Origin of the sequence: Mucilaginibacter auburnensis, from assembly GCF_002797815.1 — a bacterium.
GTDB lineage: Bacteria > Bacteroidota > Bacteroidia > Sphingobacteriales > Sphingobacteriaceae > Mucilaginibacter > Mucilaginibacter auburnensis.
In genome coordinates this window covers 1,121,648-1,138,106 of record NZ_PGFJ01000002.1, presented here as the reverse complement: position 1 = coordinate 1,138,106, position 16,459 = coordinate 1,121,648, and the positions used below count along the sequence as shown (strand labels likewise).

Sequence of the window (16,459 nt, the reverse complement as noted above, 5' to 3'; positions counted from 1 at the left end):
TTTAATTATGAACAAAATATGAGAAATATATATATAAAAACCTGTTGTGTGTTTTTGGGCACTTATTTCAGTATCTTGAGAGCAGAAGCTCAGCAAGCCAGAGATTCTGTTCAAACTGTCACGACGGACAGCCTTATTAACGTCGCGTTTCGAAAAGTGCCCAATCGTGATGTACTTGGTGCAGTATCCTCCGTTAACGTGGCCGAATTGATCAATAAAAGTTATGGTGCAAATGGCTTAAACAATCTTCAAAGTTTTGTTGGAGGATATGCCGGTGGCGGTGCCGATGGTGCTCTAAATATCTGGGGACAAGCACCTTTGGTACTGATTGACGGAATTCCCCGCCGGGCCGCGGACGTGCGTATGACGGAGGTAGAATCAGTAACCGTATTAAAAGATGCAAGCAGCGTAGCCCTGTACGGAAGCCGTGCCGCTAAAGGTGTGGTACTGATTACCACAAAGCGGGGAGCTGAAAAACCGCTTACGGTAGATTTACGCGTCAATGGTGGATTTCTTGTACCTAAATCCTACCCAAATTATCTGAATGCCGCGGATTATATGACGTTCTATAATGAAGCTTTGCGTAACGACGGATTGACGAATAAGTTTACAGATGCTGAAATAAGTAATACCAGAGCAGGTATCAACCCTTGGCGTTATCCCGACCTGAATTTGTACTCATCGGATTTTTTGAGAAAAATGACGTATCGGACAGACTTGACCGGCGAGATTTCTGGCGGCAATAAGGACGCTAAGTATTATTCCAATATCGGCTTGGGTTATAATAACAACCTGTTAAAACTGGGCCAGTCAAAAAAAGCTAATGCTTTGGATGTTAACGTCAGAGCCAATGTTGATATGAGGATTAACAGCTGGCTTAAAGCTTCTGTAGATGCCGTAGTTATTATGAATAATGAATACACAGCCAGGGGAGACTTTTATGGAGCGGCGGCTACTTTACGCCCTAACGACGATTATTTTTCTTATCTGGTACCCATAGACAGGCTCGATCCTGCTAATGCGCAACTTCAAGCCATCGCTAAAAACAGTAATTTCGTAATTGATGGTAAATACTTGCTGGGCGGTCTGTCTACCAGGCAAACCAGTGATCTGTCTCAGATTCTGGCATCGGGTTATATCAAAACCAAGCGGAACACTTTAATGTTTAATGCCGGTGCGGAAGCGGATCTGGGCAATTTGACACCTGGATTAACTTTCGGCATGCGGTTTAGCATGGATTATACTTCGAGATATTCTGAGGCTTTCACGGTAGCCTACGCAACTTACCAACCAACATGGGCAACGGTTAATGGTACTGACGTGATAACGAATTTGACACAATTCGGAAACGACGGCATAGCTACCGCCGAAAATGTGGGCTCATCGCTGTATAATCAAACTATTTCCTTTAATCCCCGACTTATGTACCAACGCACATTCGGACAGAAACACAACGTTACCGGCGCGCTGATTGGATGGGGATATATGACACAGGTATCAAGCGATCCTAATAATGATGGGGGCAGTGATTACCAGAATATCCGTAACACCAACCTGGGCATACAGGCCGGATATAATTTTAATCATAAATATTATGTTGATTTCACGGGCGCTGTAATTCATTCGGGAAAACTGCCTAACAGTAACCGTAACAGCTTATCTCCTACAGCTACCCTGGGATGGCGAATCAGCGAAGAAGATTTTTTCAAAAACCACGTATCTTTTGTAGACGATCTGAAGCTTACGGCGACCTATTCTTCACTTAAACAGGATCTGGATATTACTTCTAATGGTGCGGATTACTATTTATATCAGGGAAATATAACCACTCCAGGTACATATGGCTGGCGCGATGGAACTTCATCAGGATCTTATGTGCTGTATGGTCGTGGTGCCAATCCTAACTTCACGTTCGTGGAGCGCAAAGAGTTCAGGGCAGGTTTGGATGCGTTTCTTTTTAAGCACGCCCTTAATCTGAACGCAAACTATTTCCATCAGGAGACAAAAGGCTTGTTGGCGAACGGATTGGCAACTGTTTACCCGTCTTATTATAACGGAAACGGCTCTTTCCAACCTTGGCTCAATTTTAATAATGACATGCGTAAGGGCGTGGATTTTTCGGCGAACTATACCAGTAAAATTGGCAAGCTTAAATTTTCTTTAGGTTTTGTAGGGATGATTTATAAATCAGAAGCCACCAAAAGGGATGAGGTATATGAGAACAGTTACCAGAACCGGGTGGGGAAACCTTTAGACGCAAGCTTTGGGTATATTGCTGAAGGGTTGTTCCAGAGTCAGGCAGAAATTGACGCACACGCGCGGCAAACGTTCGGCGGCACATTGAAGCCTGGCGATATTAAATACAAAGACATCAATGGCGATAATGTTATTGATACCCGGGACCAGGTATACCTGGGTCGTAACGGAGGGGGAGCATCGCCCTTTACTTATGGAGTTAATTTAACATTAAAATGGAAGAACCTGACTATGCTTGTTTTAGGTTCTGGACAAAGCGGCGCCATCGGATATAAAAACAGCTCCTATTATTGGGTAACCGGTTTAGGCAAATACTCAGATGTGGTTTTGAACCGCTGGACACCTGAAACAGCCAGCACAGCTACTTATCCGCGTTTAAGTACCAATAGTACTACCAATAATTTCCAGAACTCCACTTATTGGATGTATGATAACAATCGCTTTGATTTGAGAAGGGTTCAATTTACGTATGACTTTAATAAAACGGCCTTCGGCAAAACCTCATTCATTCATGGGATGAGCGTTTATGTAAACGGCGACAATCTGCTTGTTATATCAAAAGAACGCAAGTTGATGGAAACCAATATCGGATCAGCTCCCCAGACCCGTTTTTACAATATTGGAATTAAAGCCACTTTTTAACATATAATAAAAGATATCATGAAGATAAGATTAATAATAATCGCGCTGATTGTGTTATCCTTTACGGGTTGCAAAAAGATTCTGGATCCCGAATTGGAAAATTTCAGGTCGGTAGATAATATGTACAAAGACCCCCAGTTTGCAGAGGGGTTTGTTTTAGAGGCTTATCGCACCTTGCCCGGATATTATAACAGCAGCGATCTGGCAACCGATGATGCAGTAGCAAATGATCGAACTAACGTATTTAGCCAGCTGGCAACCGGTTCCTGGACCGCAGCTAACGGTAACCTCAGTGTATGGAATCCTTCGTATGCGGGTATATTATACGTTAACCAGTTTTTAGCAAATTCTAACAAGGTTAAATTCGCAAATGATCCGGCTTCAAACAGGCTTTTAAATTATAGGATGAGAGGAGAAGCATTTGGCTTGCGCGCCCTTCATATGTATTTTTTATTACGCAATCATGCAGGACTAACCGCTAACGGACAACTGATGGGGGTACCTATTATTACCGAATTTCAGGAACCTACTACAGCGGACTTTAACCAGCCGAGAGCTACGTTTGATGCTTGCGTTAAGCAGATTTACCGCGATCTTGACAGTGCAGAATACTATCTGCCTGTAGAATATGTAGATATCACATCAGCCAGTCAGATACCGGCACAATTTGCATCTATCACGCAAACTCCTGCTATTTATAACAGGGGGATGGGGGCAACTTTCAAGCAGTTGTTCAATGGCCTTATCGCTAAATCAGTCAGAGCGAGAACTGCTCTGCTTGCTGCCAGCCCGGCCTTTCAAAATCCGGCAAATCCGGCTACCTGGGATCAGGCTGCAAATGCAGCAGCTGCGATCATCCGTTACAAAGGTGGGCCCAATTCATTGCCTGCCAACGGTTATACCTTTTATGACAACCGGACGGAGATAGATGGGCTATCACTGGGAAATAATCCCTCAGAGATTATCTGGAGAGAGAATCGTCAGACCTCCAATAGTGACAGAGAAACGCAAAATTTTCCACCGAGCCTTTTCGGCAATGGTTTGATTAATCCTACCGATAATCTGGTGAAAGCGTTTCCTATGGCAAATGGTTACCCTATTGGCAATAGCAGCAGCTTGTATAATCCGGCCAATCCATATACAAGCCGCGATCCAAGACTGAGAGCCTACATTATGTATAATGCACACCCAGATTTAACTTCATTGAGAACGGGAAGCCAGTCTACTACCCCCGATGGAATATTAGTAAGGGCAACGTCTACACGTACAGGTTACTACCTGAGAAAGACACTTCGTTGGGATGTGAGCTTAACGCCAGGAGCTGTGACAGGCAGAAATCGCTATACTCCCCGTATCAGGTATACAGAAATGTATCTGAATTATGCAGAGGCGGCCAATGAAGCCTGGGGCCCTAAAGGCACCGGACCTAACGCTTTTTCGGCATACGACGTGATCAAAGCCATCCGCACAAGAGCCGGAGTGGGGACGGGCAATAGCCATGCTTATTTAGAAGAATGCGCGCTTGATCAAGCCAAAATGCGCGAATTGATTAGAAATGAACGCCGCCTGGAGCTGTGTTTCGAAGGCTTCCGTTTCTGGGATCTTCGCAGATGGAAAGCAGATCTGAATGAATCAGCTCAGGGTATGGATGTTAACGGCACGGTTTACACACCCTTTACGGCTGAAGCCAGAGCATTTCAAAGCTACATGGTTTATGGCCCTGTTCCGTATTCAGAAGTACTGAAGTATAACAAATTGATACAGAATGCTGGCTGGCAGTAATTCAGCATTCATTAAAGTAATTTTAAAATGAAAAGATATAAACTATTTATGGGGCTGGCAGTTGCGTTGGGCACTGCAACGGGTTGCTTGAAAAACAATGATATCCAACATCCGGATTATGATACGCAGTCGGTATACTTCTCTTATCAGTATCCGGTGCGAACCATTGTATTAGGCGAAGATTTATTTATAGATAATACCCTGGATAATGCACACAAGGTGGAGGTTAAAGCTACTTTAGGCGGCACAACTGACAATAAGAAAGACGTTGTAATTAATTTCAATGTAGATGCGACGCTGGCAAACAACCTTAAATTTCTAAGCAGTGGCGATGCGATCAAAGTGTTGCCCTCCAATTATTATTCTTTGGCATCCAATCAAATCAGTATTCCCAAAGGCAGCATAATGGGCGGTGTACAGGTGCAATTAACAGATGCTTTTTTTGCCGATCCGCTTGCAATAAAAAACACATATGTACTCCCCTTGAAAATGACAGGTGTACAAAATGCCGACAAAATTCTGCCTGAAAAGAACTTCGTGCTTTATGCACTAAAGTTCATTAATCCATGGCATGGTTTTTACCTCCGAAGAGGTGTTGACGTAATGACCAGCGCCACTGATAGCAGAACAGTGACCCGGCATGCTGTATATGTAGAAAATGACGAAGTAAACAAGTTAAATACAAAATCGCTTACACAAACGGAGTTTCCCGTGGTGTTTAAGGACAGTCAGGGAGCCAACTTTTCCTGTACCTTGTTACTTACATTTGACAATACCGGAAAATGTACCATTTCTACTAATACAAACCTTTTTACGGCATCAGGAACAGGGCAGTTCGTGAAGAGGGGCGATAAAAAAAGCTGGGGCAATACAGACCGCGACGCGCTTTACCTGAACTATCAGGTAGCCTATAACGGCGTTACTGTTGGTACTGCTCCAAGCACCAGAATCATCAGCGGCACTATAACCTCTAAAGACACGCTGGTAATGCGCGACAGAGCAGTTAGCTACGAGCTATTTACCCCGGCGCAATTATAAAACTTAAGTTAACGCTTGTCGCTGTGGCGCATTGGTCATAAGGCCCCGGTAAGCCGTTTATTGGAGAGATGATTGATTGAGGTCAGTCATCTCTCCTTGTTATTTGTGAACAGCCGCATTGGCCATAAATAATTAACAAAATAACTATACTAAAATGATATATAATTTGAAAATTTTTTCTAAGAATCCTGTACGCGCTTTTAGGCAAGCTGCTTTCATACTGGTTTTGATTTGTGCTACAATTGGCGCAATACCTACCGCAGCATGGGCATTGAACGGTAAAAACTACATTTCCGAAAGCTATGTCAAAAACGCGTTCAAGCTTTCCGCAGGTGGGAGATCGGCAACAATTGTTGCCAGCTCGACAGATCACAAAGGTGTATTAAGAGCGTTACTTGACCTTCAGGGAGACATCGGCAAAGTAACCGATCATCAACCAGCCGTTTTATACGATAAAGTTCCATCGCAAAAAGAATTAATCATTGTAGGTACAATTGGTAAAAGCGCACTAATTGACAGGCTGGTTAAAAGCGGAAAACTTAATGTAAGCGCAATCAAAGGAAAATGGGAAAACTTTCTTCTACAAGTAATTGATGATCCATTTCCGGGGGTAACAAAGGCTTTTGTTATTGCAGGGAGTGATAAGCGGGGAACGATTTATGGATTGTACGATGTTTCCTCAAGTATTGGTGTATCGCCATGGCATTACTGGGCCGATGTGCCGCCAAAAAAACATACTAACTTGTATATAAAAAGCGGACGTTATTCTGAAGGCCCCAGTGTTAAATACCGCGGAATTTTCATCAATGATGAAGATCCCGATCTGACGCGGTGGGTTAGAGAAAACTTTGGAACGGTTAAACCCAGTACCAATCCGCCTGTTCGCGCCGGCGTTGCTAATTATGGTCATGAGTTCTACGCAAAGGTATTTGAACTTTTGCTGCGGATTAAGGCCAATTATTTATGGCCAGCCATGTGGTCCAATGCTTTTAACGAGGATGATGCTGAAAACCCTAAACTTGCGGATGAGTTTGGTATTGTAATGGGTACTTCGCATCAGGAGCCTATGCTGCGTTCACAACAGGAATGGGATAGAAGGTACATACGCACCCTGGGCAACTGGGACTACACCAAGCACGCCGATACATTGGCAAAATTCTGGCGCGAAGGTATTAGTAGGAATAAGGGTTACGAAAGCGTGATCACCATGGGATTGCGCGGCGCTAATGATACCGAAATGAAAGGCTCTTTAACTGATAATATTGCAATGGTAGAAGGTATTGCCAGCACCCAGCAAAATATCATTAAAGACGAATATGGCGCGGCAGCCAGCAACGTTCCGCAGGTTTGGTGCTTGTACAAGGAGATCATGGAATATTATAATAATGGCATGCGTGTTCCGGATAACATCACCCTGCTTTGGGCCGATGATAACTGGGGCAATATACGCAGATTGCCTGATGCTAAAGAACGCTTGAGAGCAGGCGGAGCCGGTGTGTATTATCACTTTGATTATCACGGTGACCCCAGAAGCTATGAATGGATCAATACCAATCCTATTGCAAAAATCTGGGACCAAATGTCGCTGGCTAAGCAATACGGTGCGGATAAAATATGGATAGTTAACGTAGGGCACTTTAAAGGATATGAACTACCAATGCAATATTTTATGGATCTGGCCTGGGATACCAATTACTGGACCAGTGATAAGATACATGCCTACACAACACAATGGGCAGCCAATCAGTTCGGCAGCCAGTATGCAGGTGATATTGCTGACATCCTGAATAAGTACACCAAATATAATGGTCGTCGTAAACCGGAGTCTCTAACTTCGTCTACATATAGTCTCATCAACTATAACGAAGCGGAAAATGTGGTTTCAGATTATGTTCAATTGCAAAAAAAGGCAGAGCAACTTTACGTCAAAATGCCCGAAAATTTACGCGACGCTTATTATCAGATTGTGCTATTTCCGGTAAAAGCATGCGCGCAACTTTATGAAATGTATCTGGCAGCCGCAAAAAATGAACTTTATGCAAAGCAACAGCGGGCAAGCGCCAATGAGATGGCAGCAAGGACGCGTTTGTTTTTCCAAAAAGACTCTTTGCTAATGAATGAGTACAACCATGTTTACGCGGGAGGCAGGTGGAACCACTTTATGGATGAAACGCATATTGGATACACCACATGGTCGCCACCAAGAAAAAACAGCCTTGATGCCATCAAGCTTAAAGAACTGCAAGTACCCCAAGCCGCCACGATGGGTGTTGCTTTAGAGGGTAATGAAAACAGCTGGGCTGAGCATACAGAACAGACTGTTCTTCCCGCCTTTGATAACTATAACAATACAAATCATTATCTGGAACTGTTTAATAAGGGAAGGCTACCTTTCAATTATACAATTAGTAGCAATGTTAACTGGTTGAACATAAGTAATATATCTGGTTCGGTTGATAGTCTCGACAAGCGCATCTTATTTAGCTTAAACAAATTTGCACTACCTAAAGCAAATGCCGAAGGTATTGTAACAATTAGTGGTACCGGACAGCCTGTTAATGTAAAAGTTAACTACGTTGCATTACAGACAAGTATGGCGAAGCCCGGCAGCTTTGTGGAAAGCGGTGGTGTGATCGCCATTGAGGCAGCCCATTTTGCTAAGAATGTACCCAGTGGTGCCCGTGAATGGAAAGAGATCGAGGACTATGGTTTAACGCTTTCGGGCATGCGCGCTACTGCACCGGCCAATGCGCCCGCAGCAGTTCCCGGAAAAAACGCGCCTTGCCTCGAGTATCCCCTGTACCTAACTTCAACTGATACCGCGGAAATTACGTTGATAACATCCCCATTACTAAATGTGATGCCGGACAGGGATATCAGGATTGCTGTTTCTTTTGACGACGAGGCACCTATTTATATGGTAAATGTGCCTGATAAATTTAAAGTGCATTGGTCAAACCCAGCGTGGGCGCAAACAGTGGTTAAGCAGGCGAGACAAGTTAAGACCACCCTCAAAATCAAATCGCGCGGTAATCATACGCTAAAAGTTTGGTTAATTGATCCCGGAGTTGTTCTCGAAAAAATAATTGTTAACACCGGAGGGTTAAAGCCTTCGTATTTGGGGCCGCCCGAAAGTGTTAGTGTTCCACGTAAATTATAAATGAGTAAACAAATTTATGAGCGAATGGGGAGGCGCTTATAAGCTGTAGTAGGGTTCTCTTGCCTACATCAAGATCATCCATCGCTAAAACAAAGGGCTGACTCAATAATGAAGATCAGCCCTTTAATTACTAAATACATAACCAATTATAAATCCTTAATTAATTTGATGAGTGATTTTTGCTAATCAAATAGATAACTACATATTTACAAATGGCGATATGAAACGAGCAAGTTTGGTAAGTTTTGACACCTTTTTTAGCGGAATAAACGGGCCTGTCAATGACCACCAACTTTCAGTATACCCGTCACTTGATCCAAATAATAATCCGGTTTCCGGGTTACCCAGTACGCTATATACCCCTCTCCCGAAGTTTAGGTTTCGGAAATCCAATAATAATCATATTCAAAATTTTAAAAACTCGATCCGGGTCAGCCTGTTAAGCAAACCATGGAAAACACGCTAACTACACAAAAAAATGCAAATCGCTACTCGGACGAAGAGCTCAACGAGTTCAAGACCCTGATCTTATCGAAACTTGATATCGCCCGCGAAGAGTACAAAGATTTATTGGATACCCTGAGTGGTACCAGCAGTAACGAGGACAACGGCGGAGCCTATGCGACCCTGGAAGACGGCGCGGCGACACTCGAAAAGGAAACGATTCACCAAATGGCTGCCCGTCAAAAAAAATTCATAGAACAATTGGAAGCTGCGTTGGTACGCATCGGCAACAAAACCTATGGCATTTGCCGCTCTACCGGCAAGCTAATCCAAAAAGAAAGACTGATGGCTGTGCCGCATACCACCCAAAGCATGGAAGCCAAGCTGCGTCAGAATTAATAATAGCCGTTGAAACGTATACTTTTCTTTGAGATTAGTCTTATAGTAGTATATGATTAACTGATAAATATAGGGTTACAACTTTATCAATGCAGCGTGCTGAGCCTGGTAGAACAGGCCCATCGTGCTGCATTCATTCCGGATTACCAGGAGCTGGATAATAGTCTCCTTTCAAGTTGTTGCGCTGATGTTGTCGGATTGTTTTCAGCAAACTTAGGTTATACTCCTCTTTTGTTTAGAACGATATATCAACGCAACCCGCTAAACTTTGGCAGCAATAATTCCGCAATCGTACCGGCACCTTCCTCCGGAGTTTTTTTACGTATCATAAAAGAAGCAGGCTGATCGCCGTACATCATATTGAAGATTTCAATCCGCTCCCTAATGGCGGACAAACCAATTGATTTGCTTTTAATCGCCGTAAAACTCCCCGAACTCTTGCTTTCGTCTATGCCTACACCATTATCGCTCACGGTGAAACGTATTTGAGTCCGGGCTTGCTCGAGCGTGATGATCAGCTCACTATTATCGGCAGCCCCGTGCCGGAGACCGTGATGTATGGCATTCTCGATGAGCGGTTGAACCAACATAGGTGGCAAAAGAATTTTGCCGAGGTCTATTTGTGCATCCACCTCAAATCGGTAAGTGAACTGACCACTAAAACGCATTGCTTCCAGCTCAGTGTATAAATTCAATGCCTTCCATTCCCGGTCAGCACTTACCAGGCTTTGGGTAGAATTCTCCAGAATCAGCCTGCTTAAGGAAGCGAATTTTTGCACCAGTCTACTGGCCGTTCTGGCATCATTGTCAACGATATACGATTCAATCGAATTCAGCACGTTAAAAATAAAGTGTGGGTTCATCTGCGCGCGGATGGCCTTCAATTCACTTTCTGATAGTTTATTACGGTAAAGCAACTCCCTGGTTTGTTCCTCGGCTTGTTGTTTGATCAATTCATTCTTCAGGCGAAGACGGCTGATCCTTGAACGGTTAAAAACATACGCAGCCAGCACCACCACTACCAATAGCGCAGTCACTACATAGGTCCAAATCCTTTCCATTTGCAGTTGCGCGCGCTGTAGCTTACGGTCACGTAAAACAATTTCCTTCTCCGCTTCCAGCTTCGCGATCTTGTTTTTGATAGTTTGCGATGCGATAGAATCCTGTATGCTGTAATGTAGCTTGAAGTTAATCAACGCGTCCTTATAATCTCCTTTATACTCGCATAATTCCGCGTAAACGCTTGTTAATTGAGAAACCAGATCGGGCACCCCCGCCTGCTGGCTTAGCCGGATACCCTCTTTCAGATAATGATCAGCATCCAGTAACAACTGCGCTTTAGTTAAACCCAGGCTATCCTGCACCAGTTTAAGCATAGTCGGATTTTTCAGGATATCAAAATAGCTGTACCCAAAATTGCCGGTATTTGCAATCGCGTTCAGATTAAGTGGGGCCAGCTTATCCCACAGTCGTTTCGCCTGCCGCAAATATTCAATGCGTTTCAGTGGATCATTGCTATAACAATCCACCATTTGAGTGTAAACGGTAGCCAGGCCCAACTGGTCTCCAACCTGTTGGTATAACTTTAAGGAGCGTAAATAAACCGGTATAGCCTGCTTGTACCGGCCATCAAATGCAAAAGCATCGCCTAAAATTTCCAGGTTCTTGGCTCTATAACCGGGTTCCTGTAAGCGTTGGTATCGCGCTTCTGCCTTCCCTGCATGCAGCTTAGCTTTTTCAAAATCGCGTTGCTGTATGAATAGCGAAGCGATGTTGCTTTCGCTTTTGGCTATGAGCGTTTCATTCTGATGCTGTTCAGCAACGCGAAGCCCTTTAAAAAAATAGTCAGCAGCCTCCGCATATTTGCTTGACCGTTGGTAAACAGCACCTATGTTAATCAGGCTTTTGGCCATGTCGGCGGGGTTCCCAATTTTTAAGCTGAGCTGATACAATTGCTGGTAACTTGCCAATGCCTGCTCATTTTTACCCATATCCATCTGCAGGCTGCCAATATAGGTTAAGCTATTCAATTGTCCCTTTTTCCAGCCCAGCTTTTTGGCCAGCATATAAGATTGCTGCGCGTAAGCCAAGGCTTTATTTTGGTCTGAACCATCATAAGCCAGCGTTAGGCGGTAGAGCAAATTCACCTTGTTGGTGTCGGCTTTGGCCACTGATAAGAGCCTGACCATCGAATCGACGGCTATGCTGCCCTTCTCCTGTGCATAAATCCAACTGCCGGAAAACAGTAACCACAACAAAAGGAAAAATTTATAGAGACCTCTCATACCCAAATTAACACATAATTGTCCTGATCTGCCATTTTGTATGCTCAACAACGATAGCTTATTCGCTCATTTAAAACTATTGGTTACTCGTTTATATTAAGATTCTGATCAAAGATGTTGCTATAATGCATCAAAAAATCGAATTTAGAAAAACATACAGTATGTTAAAAGCGGTAATATTAGATGATGAGATAAGGGGAAGTACCCTCCTGGCACGGAAACTGGAAACGTTTAGCGATGAGCTGCAGGTAATAGCTATTTTTAACGACCCTCTCAAAGCTTTGACAAAGATTGACGAGCTTGCGCCTGATGTGCTTTTTCTGGATGTGGAAATGCCCGCCTTCAATGGCTTTCAGTTTCTTGAAAAGCTGGGCAGTTTTAATTTCCAGGTTATTTTTACCACAGCCTATGATACCTACACTTTGGAAGCATTGCGTTTAAGCGCGGTGGATTACTTGGTTAAACCCATTGACGAAGACGAGCTACACACGGCTGTTTTTCGATTAAAAAAACGGCTCGCTGCCAAATTATCCCCAAACCGGCTCGCCTTAGCCACAGCCGAAGGTATGTATTTTGTTCAAAAAGCAGATATTATACGGGTAGAGGCCATGAGTAATTATAGCACTTTTTATCTGCAGGACAAATCAAAAATTGTCGTTTCAAAAACCTTGAAAGAATACGAATCGGTGTTAGCCGATGGGCATTTTTTACGCATCAGCCGCTCTGTGATAGTCAACCTTGACCATGTTTGTAAATATAAAAAAGGTAACGGTGGTACGCTGGAAATGAGAGATGGGTCGGAGATAGAAGTATCTCCTTCCAGAAAAGCTGACCTACTGCACCTGATCGGTGCTTAAATCAAAAGCCTTACCCTGGGGATAAGGCTTTTGGCAGAACCGATAGGCATAATACTTAGTTAACGCCATAATATTTCAGCACCGCTTCATAACTATTCACATTGATCTTACTGGCTTCGGTTGCCTTGATGCCGCCGGGAATAATGATATAGCGGTATTGTAAAAGAGTAGATAAATTGACAGAGTTCGTATTATCCGCCGTAAATCGGGAAATAACTATCCGGCCTGCGCGTGGAGCGAAATTGATAGTATTAAGTTTGCTGCCTGCGTAACTTGTATAGGGTAGAACATAAACACCACCGCCAAAAGTAAAATAAACCATAATTGTGGCGTTGTTAAGCAGCGCGCTGGTAAGTTTCGGGGCCGCTATATCTGCCGCATGTACATTACTGTTATCCATTACAGTGTCGCGAAAATTTTTGGCATATGCCCAGTCGGAATAAATAACATTAGCGGTACCTGCCGGGCCAGTTGCACCGGTATCACCTTTAGGGCCGGCAGGGCCCTGTGCCCCGTCCTTTCCGTTAACGCCCGCAGCGCCGTCTTTTCCATTATTACCGGCCGGGCCTTTTGGGCCTTCATCCCCTTTTTTACATGCTGAGGCCAGTGCCAGGATTACCATGGCCACATAAAAGTAGTTTTTCTGTTTCATAAGTCTTTTTGTTATTTGTATGAGATCAATTCAAAGTGAGGAAACCGAAGGATCAACGCTGTAGATCATTGAATTTTTCCTATCGCGTTTTTTGTTATCGGCTGGTTAGCTTTCCGGTATACGATCCTTTCAATCTGCCCAGATTGGCTCCTATGGTACAACTAAATTTTATAGTGTAAGAATCGCCACTCTTGCTGATGGTGATCTCACCAGCAGTGATCGCTAAAGATCCCGGATTAAAAACCGTGGTTATTGAACCACCTGAAAAATGGTACTTCGGATTATAATTAGCGTTTGAGGATGATAAATAATTAAAGGTACCTTCGGGGACACCGGCAACCCTATCAAATCTGAGTTGCATAATGTCGGTAGCAGCCTCGCCATATATATAAACGTACGCATTACCATCGGCCAGCAAATAATCGGCTCTGGTAGCGTTAACGGTTATATCGCCAAAAGTATACCTACCGGTGCCACCGGCTTTCAAGTCAACGCTATCACCATCATTTTTTTTGCAGGCATTTATTCCTGTCAGCAATACCGCTACTAAACTTAGTCTTAAGATATGAGTTAATGTTTTCATAGAACTTTATTTAAACTAATTGTATTTAACCATTGATTAAATATAGATGGGCGTTTCCAGAAAATAGTTCATAATGAGCAGCGCTCGTTTTTTAATGAGCGAATGGATAGTACCGGATGAGTAAAGAGCAAAGGCTAATCTTTGTAGATGCTGTAGCGGCTACTTTTTTACCCAACTTGTCATCATCGGCGAATTGTGTAAACGTGGTGCGGCCACGCGTACCAAACAAGGTGTGGTTGATGCTTTAACCAACGGGCGGGTGTCTGTAAGCGCCAATCCTTACACCCCGCGTGTGGAGTTTTATGCCGATGTTGATCAGGATGGTAAACCGGATATGATGATGGGAGATAATATTAAATCAACAGGCAATGCCGTTAAGTTTAGCGTGGTGCTAAGCGAAAAAAACTTATGCTGATACCACTTACACGGTTAATGTTATTAAGAACGGTGGCTCATTCAATACTTACAAACTTGACCCTAAAAACCCGAAGGTTGAGTTTACAGACACGCCCGCACTTACAGGCCGCACTTACTACCGCGTAGTAGTGGAGGGCAAGCCTGCAGATTATCCGCAGGTACCCATGTCAATGAAACTTACCGGGAATATGGTGGCCCTTTCCAATCCTATTTATTTCAATTTTGATCCGAATTTTTGAGGCGCATTGTGGGGTTATAATATATAAGGCTTTAAGGACGAACATGTGACACTAAGTTGTTAATAGACTTTTAAAGCCTGATAGAAATTGTAACCCGACAAATCAATTTTTAAAGCTTGGAGGAGTAACTGGTCTTTTGCGGCATTCAAACCATAGAAAGATGGCTTATAAAATATTCCTCCATTTTTTGCATCTATTTTAAGATCGCCCTGGCACGTGTAGGCAATCTGTATCGAAAAATTCCCAAATTTGAGGATATTGGCATTAGCGGAGCCGCCTGCACTGTTTTTTATCCTGAATTCGAACTTATCAGCATAGACTATGCCGGTAACAAACATGCACACCGTATTTTTATTGTTTACCAATGCAGATTTAATTGCAGGCATGTTGCCTGGTTTGTTGATCTCGTTAAAAGGATTTGATATATTTTTTCGGACGCTATTTGCTAAAAAGAAGGTCGTGTTACGAGAGATCGTTGACTTTACATTGGCTTGTACGCTTGCACTTGCTTTTGATACATCACCGCTTAAGTTAATATCGAAGCCGGTTTCTGTTAAAATCACTGTGGAATCTATAGGTGCCGAAGCAGAAATATCGGCATCAGCAATCTCGGAATTTAAGATGAAGGTACCTACCTTTTTAACTGTATCAAGTAGAATAGCATCTCCTACTTTAAACTGCGGGATGTTGATTATCCCGGCATCCGACTGAAATTTTTCCACCTTTTTGCAGGTTACCGTGGCATTGCTGCTGCCGCAGCCAGTAATGACAATAGCGGCAAATAACAGTAAGAAAAGATTTTTGACACGTTCCATAATAAGAGCTTTAATTTATTGATTTGAATAAAGTTATTTCGCGTAGCCTTGATTTTAGTACGTGCTTTAACGGTTTTTTAAAGGTGTTTTCATGGTATTTATTGAAAGGTTGATAAAATGATTGCATCTTGAAACAGCCCGTAGAGGAATCGGACTCCGTTTAAGCCACCTTTAATTTGTTTAAAAGCTTCAGCTGATTTATCAGGAGGTTCGAAATATACCCGGCCTCTGTAGCAAAGCCCCGCACGCCCGCGGGGCTTTTGTTAACAGCAAATTTTAAATACCGTATTTACCTGTCAGCGCTTTTCTTTCAATGCTTTTTGCAAAAAGTGGCGTTTCTTCATGATTATGGGCATCTGATGCCTGTTGGCGGTCATGTGCAGCTTGCTCAAGCGTAATGTTGTGCGCTTTTATAAACGACAGGAATTCTGGTGTAGCCGTTGCGTGTATCTCATTGGTATATTCACAGGTATTTTCATCTAACTTGGTAGCTTTTAATTCCCATAGTACCTGAACTTTACTGCGGCCGTTGGCTGTTATCGTGTCAGAAACTGATAGCATCCTGCAATAATCAGCTCTATACTCGGTAGCAACGTAGTGCTGAACTATTAATGCGCCGCCTATGGTCTCAACATTGATAGACATTGGCTCTCCGTTCAAAGTTCGGGTAAAGCCGGCAGCTATGTGAGCTGTTGAACAATTTTGATATTCCTGATCAGGAAGGTTAAATAGCCAATCGGCTATGTTTACTTTTTCAATTGGAGCGTTGATAATTGCTTTAACAATAGAGTGAGAAAGCGCGTTTTCAGAGTTTTGTTGAATTTCCATGATGTGTTAATTTTTATACATCAAAGGTTGCACATAAGTATTAATCGTCTAAACTCTTATTT

At 43.2% G+C, this 16,459-nt stretch carries 12 protein-coding genes; 7 read left to right on the top strand and 5 right to left on the bottom strand.

Features of this window, described 5'->3' with window-relative positions; all coding sequences use genetic code 11:
- The first annotated feature begins 18 nt into the window (after nt 1–18).
- From CLV57_RS15665 to CLV57_RS15645, 5 genes are all read left to right on the top strand, one after another.
- Entirely contained in the window at nt 19–2,898 is a 2,880-nt protein-coding gene (locus CLV57_RS15665; RefSeq protein WP_100342323.1) for a SusC/RagA family TonB-linked outer membrane protein, read from the top strand.
- Between the two features lie 18 nt (nt 2,899–2,916).
- Nucleotides 2,917–4,680, top strand: coding sequence for a RagB/SusD family nutrient uptake outer membrane protein (locus CLV57_RS15660; protein WP_100342322.1), 1,764 nt, complete (start codon nt 2,917–2,919; stop codon nt 4,678–4,680).
- 27 nt (nt 4,681–4,707) lie between these two features.
- Nucleotides 4,708–5,718 carry a DUF5627 domain-containing protein gene (locus tag CLV57_RS15655; RefSeq protein ID WP_100342321.1) on the top strand — a complete coding sequence of 337 codons (1,011 nt, stop codon included), beginning with the start codon at nt 4,708–4,710 and terminating at the stop codon, nt 5,716–5,718.
- Between the two features lie 154 nt (nt 5,719–5,872).
- On the top strand, nt 5,873–8,878 hold the full coding sequence (locus tag CLV57_RS15650) for a glycosyl hydrolase 115 family protein (protein WP_100342320.1): 3,006 nt from the start codon (nt 5,873–5,875) through the stop codon (nt 8,876–8,878).
- A 450-nt stretch (nt 8,879–9,328) separates the two neighbouring features.
- On the top strand, nt 9,329–9,721 hold the full coding sequence (locus tag CLV57_RS15645) for a TraR/DksA family transcriptional regulator (protein WP_100342319.1): 393 nt from the start codon (nt 9,329–9,331) through the stop codon (nt 9,719–9,721).
- Between the two features lie 248 nt (nt 9,722–9,969).
- Here the strand turns inward: CLV57_RS15645 and CLV57_RS15640 are convergent, their stop codons facing one another.
- Complete coding sequence (locus CLV57_RS15640; protein WP_100342318.1) at nt 9,970–12,006, bottom strand: histidine kinase; 2,037 nt, start codon at nt 12,004–12,006, stop codon at nt 9,970–9,972.
- A gap of 161 nt (nt 12,007–12,167) precedes the next feature.
- Here CLV57_RS15640 and CLV57_RS15635 point away from each other — a divergent pair, with 161 nt between their 5' ends.
- A complete protein-coding gene (locus CLV57_RS15635; protein ID WP_100342866.1) occupies nt 12,168–12,863 on the top strand; it encodes a LytR/AlgR family response regulator transcription factor in 696 nt (231 codons plus the stop codon).
- 55 nt (nt 12,864–12,918) lie between these two features.
- Here CLV57_RS15635 and CLV57_RS15630 read toward each other — a convergent pair whose 3' ends face one another.
- The gene (locus CLV57_RS15630; protein WP_100342317.1) at nt 12,919–13,515 is read right to left on the bottom strand and encodes a collagen-like triple helix repeat-containing protein; all 597 of its coding nucleotides are present in this window, start codon (nt 13,513–13,515) and stop codon (nt 12,919–12,921) included.
- Nucleotides 13,516–13,609: 94 nt separating this feature from the next.
- Entirely contained in the window at nt 13,610–14,098 is a 489-nt protein-coding gene (locus CLV57_RS15625) for a hypothetical protein (protein WP_100342316.1), read from the bottom strand.
- A gap of 193 nt (nt 14,099–14,291) precedes the next feature.
- Between CLV57_RS15625 and CLV57_RS18565 the strand changes: the two genes are divergently transcribed.
- Entirely contained in the window at nt 14,292–14,513 is a 222-nt protein-coding gene (locus tag CLV57_RS18565; RefSeq protein ID WP_211290080.1) for a hypothetical protein, read from the top strand.
- A 300-nt stretch (nt 14,514–14,813) separates the two neighbouring features.
- Here the strand turns inward: CLV57_RS18565 and CLV57_RS15615 are convergent, their stop codons facing one another.
- Nucleotides 14,814–15,569, bottom strand: coding sequence for a hypothetical protein (locus CLV57_RS15615; protein ID WP_100342315.1), 756 nt, complete (start codon nt 15,567–15,569; stop codon nt 14,814–14,816).
- Between the two features lie 276 nt (nt 15,570–15,845).
- Complete coding sequence (locus CLV57_RS15610) at nt 15,846–16,397, bottom strand: hypothetical protein (RefSeq protein WP_100342314.1); 552 nt, start codon at nt 16,395–16,397, stop codon at nt 15,846–15,848.
- Nucleotides 16,398–16,459: the final 62 nt, after the last annotated feature.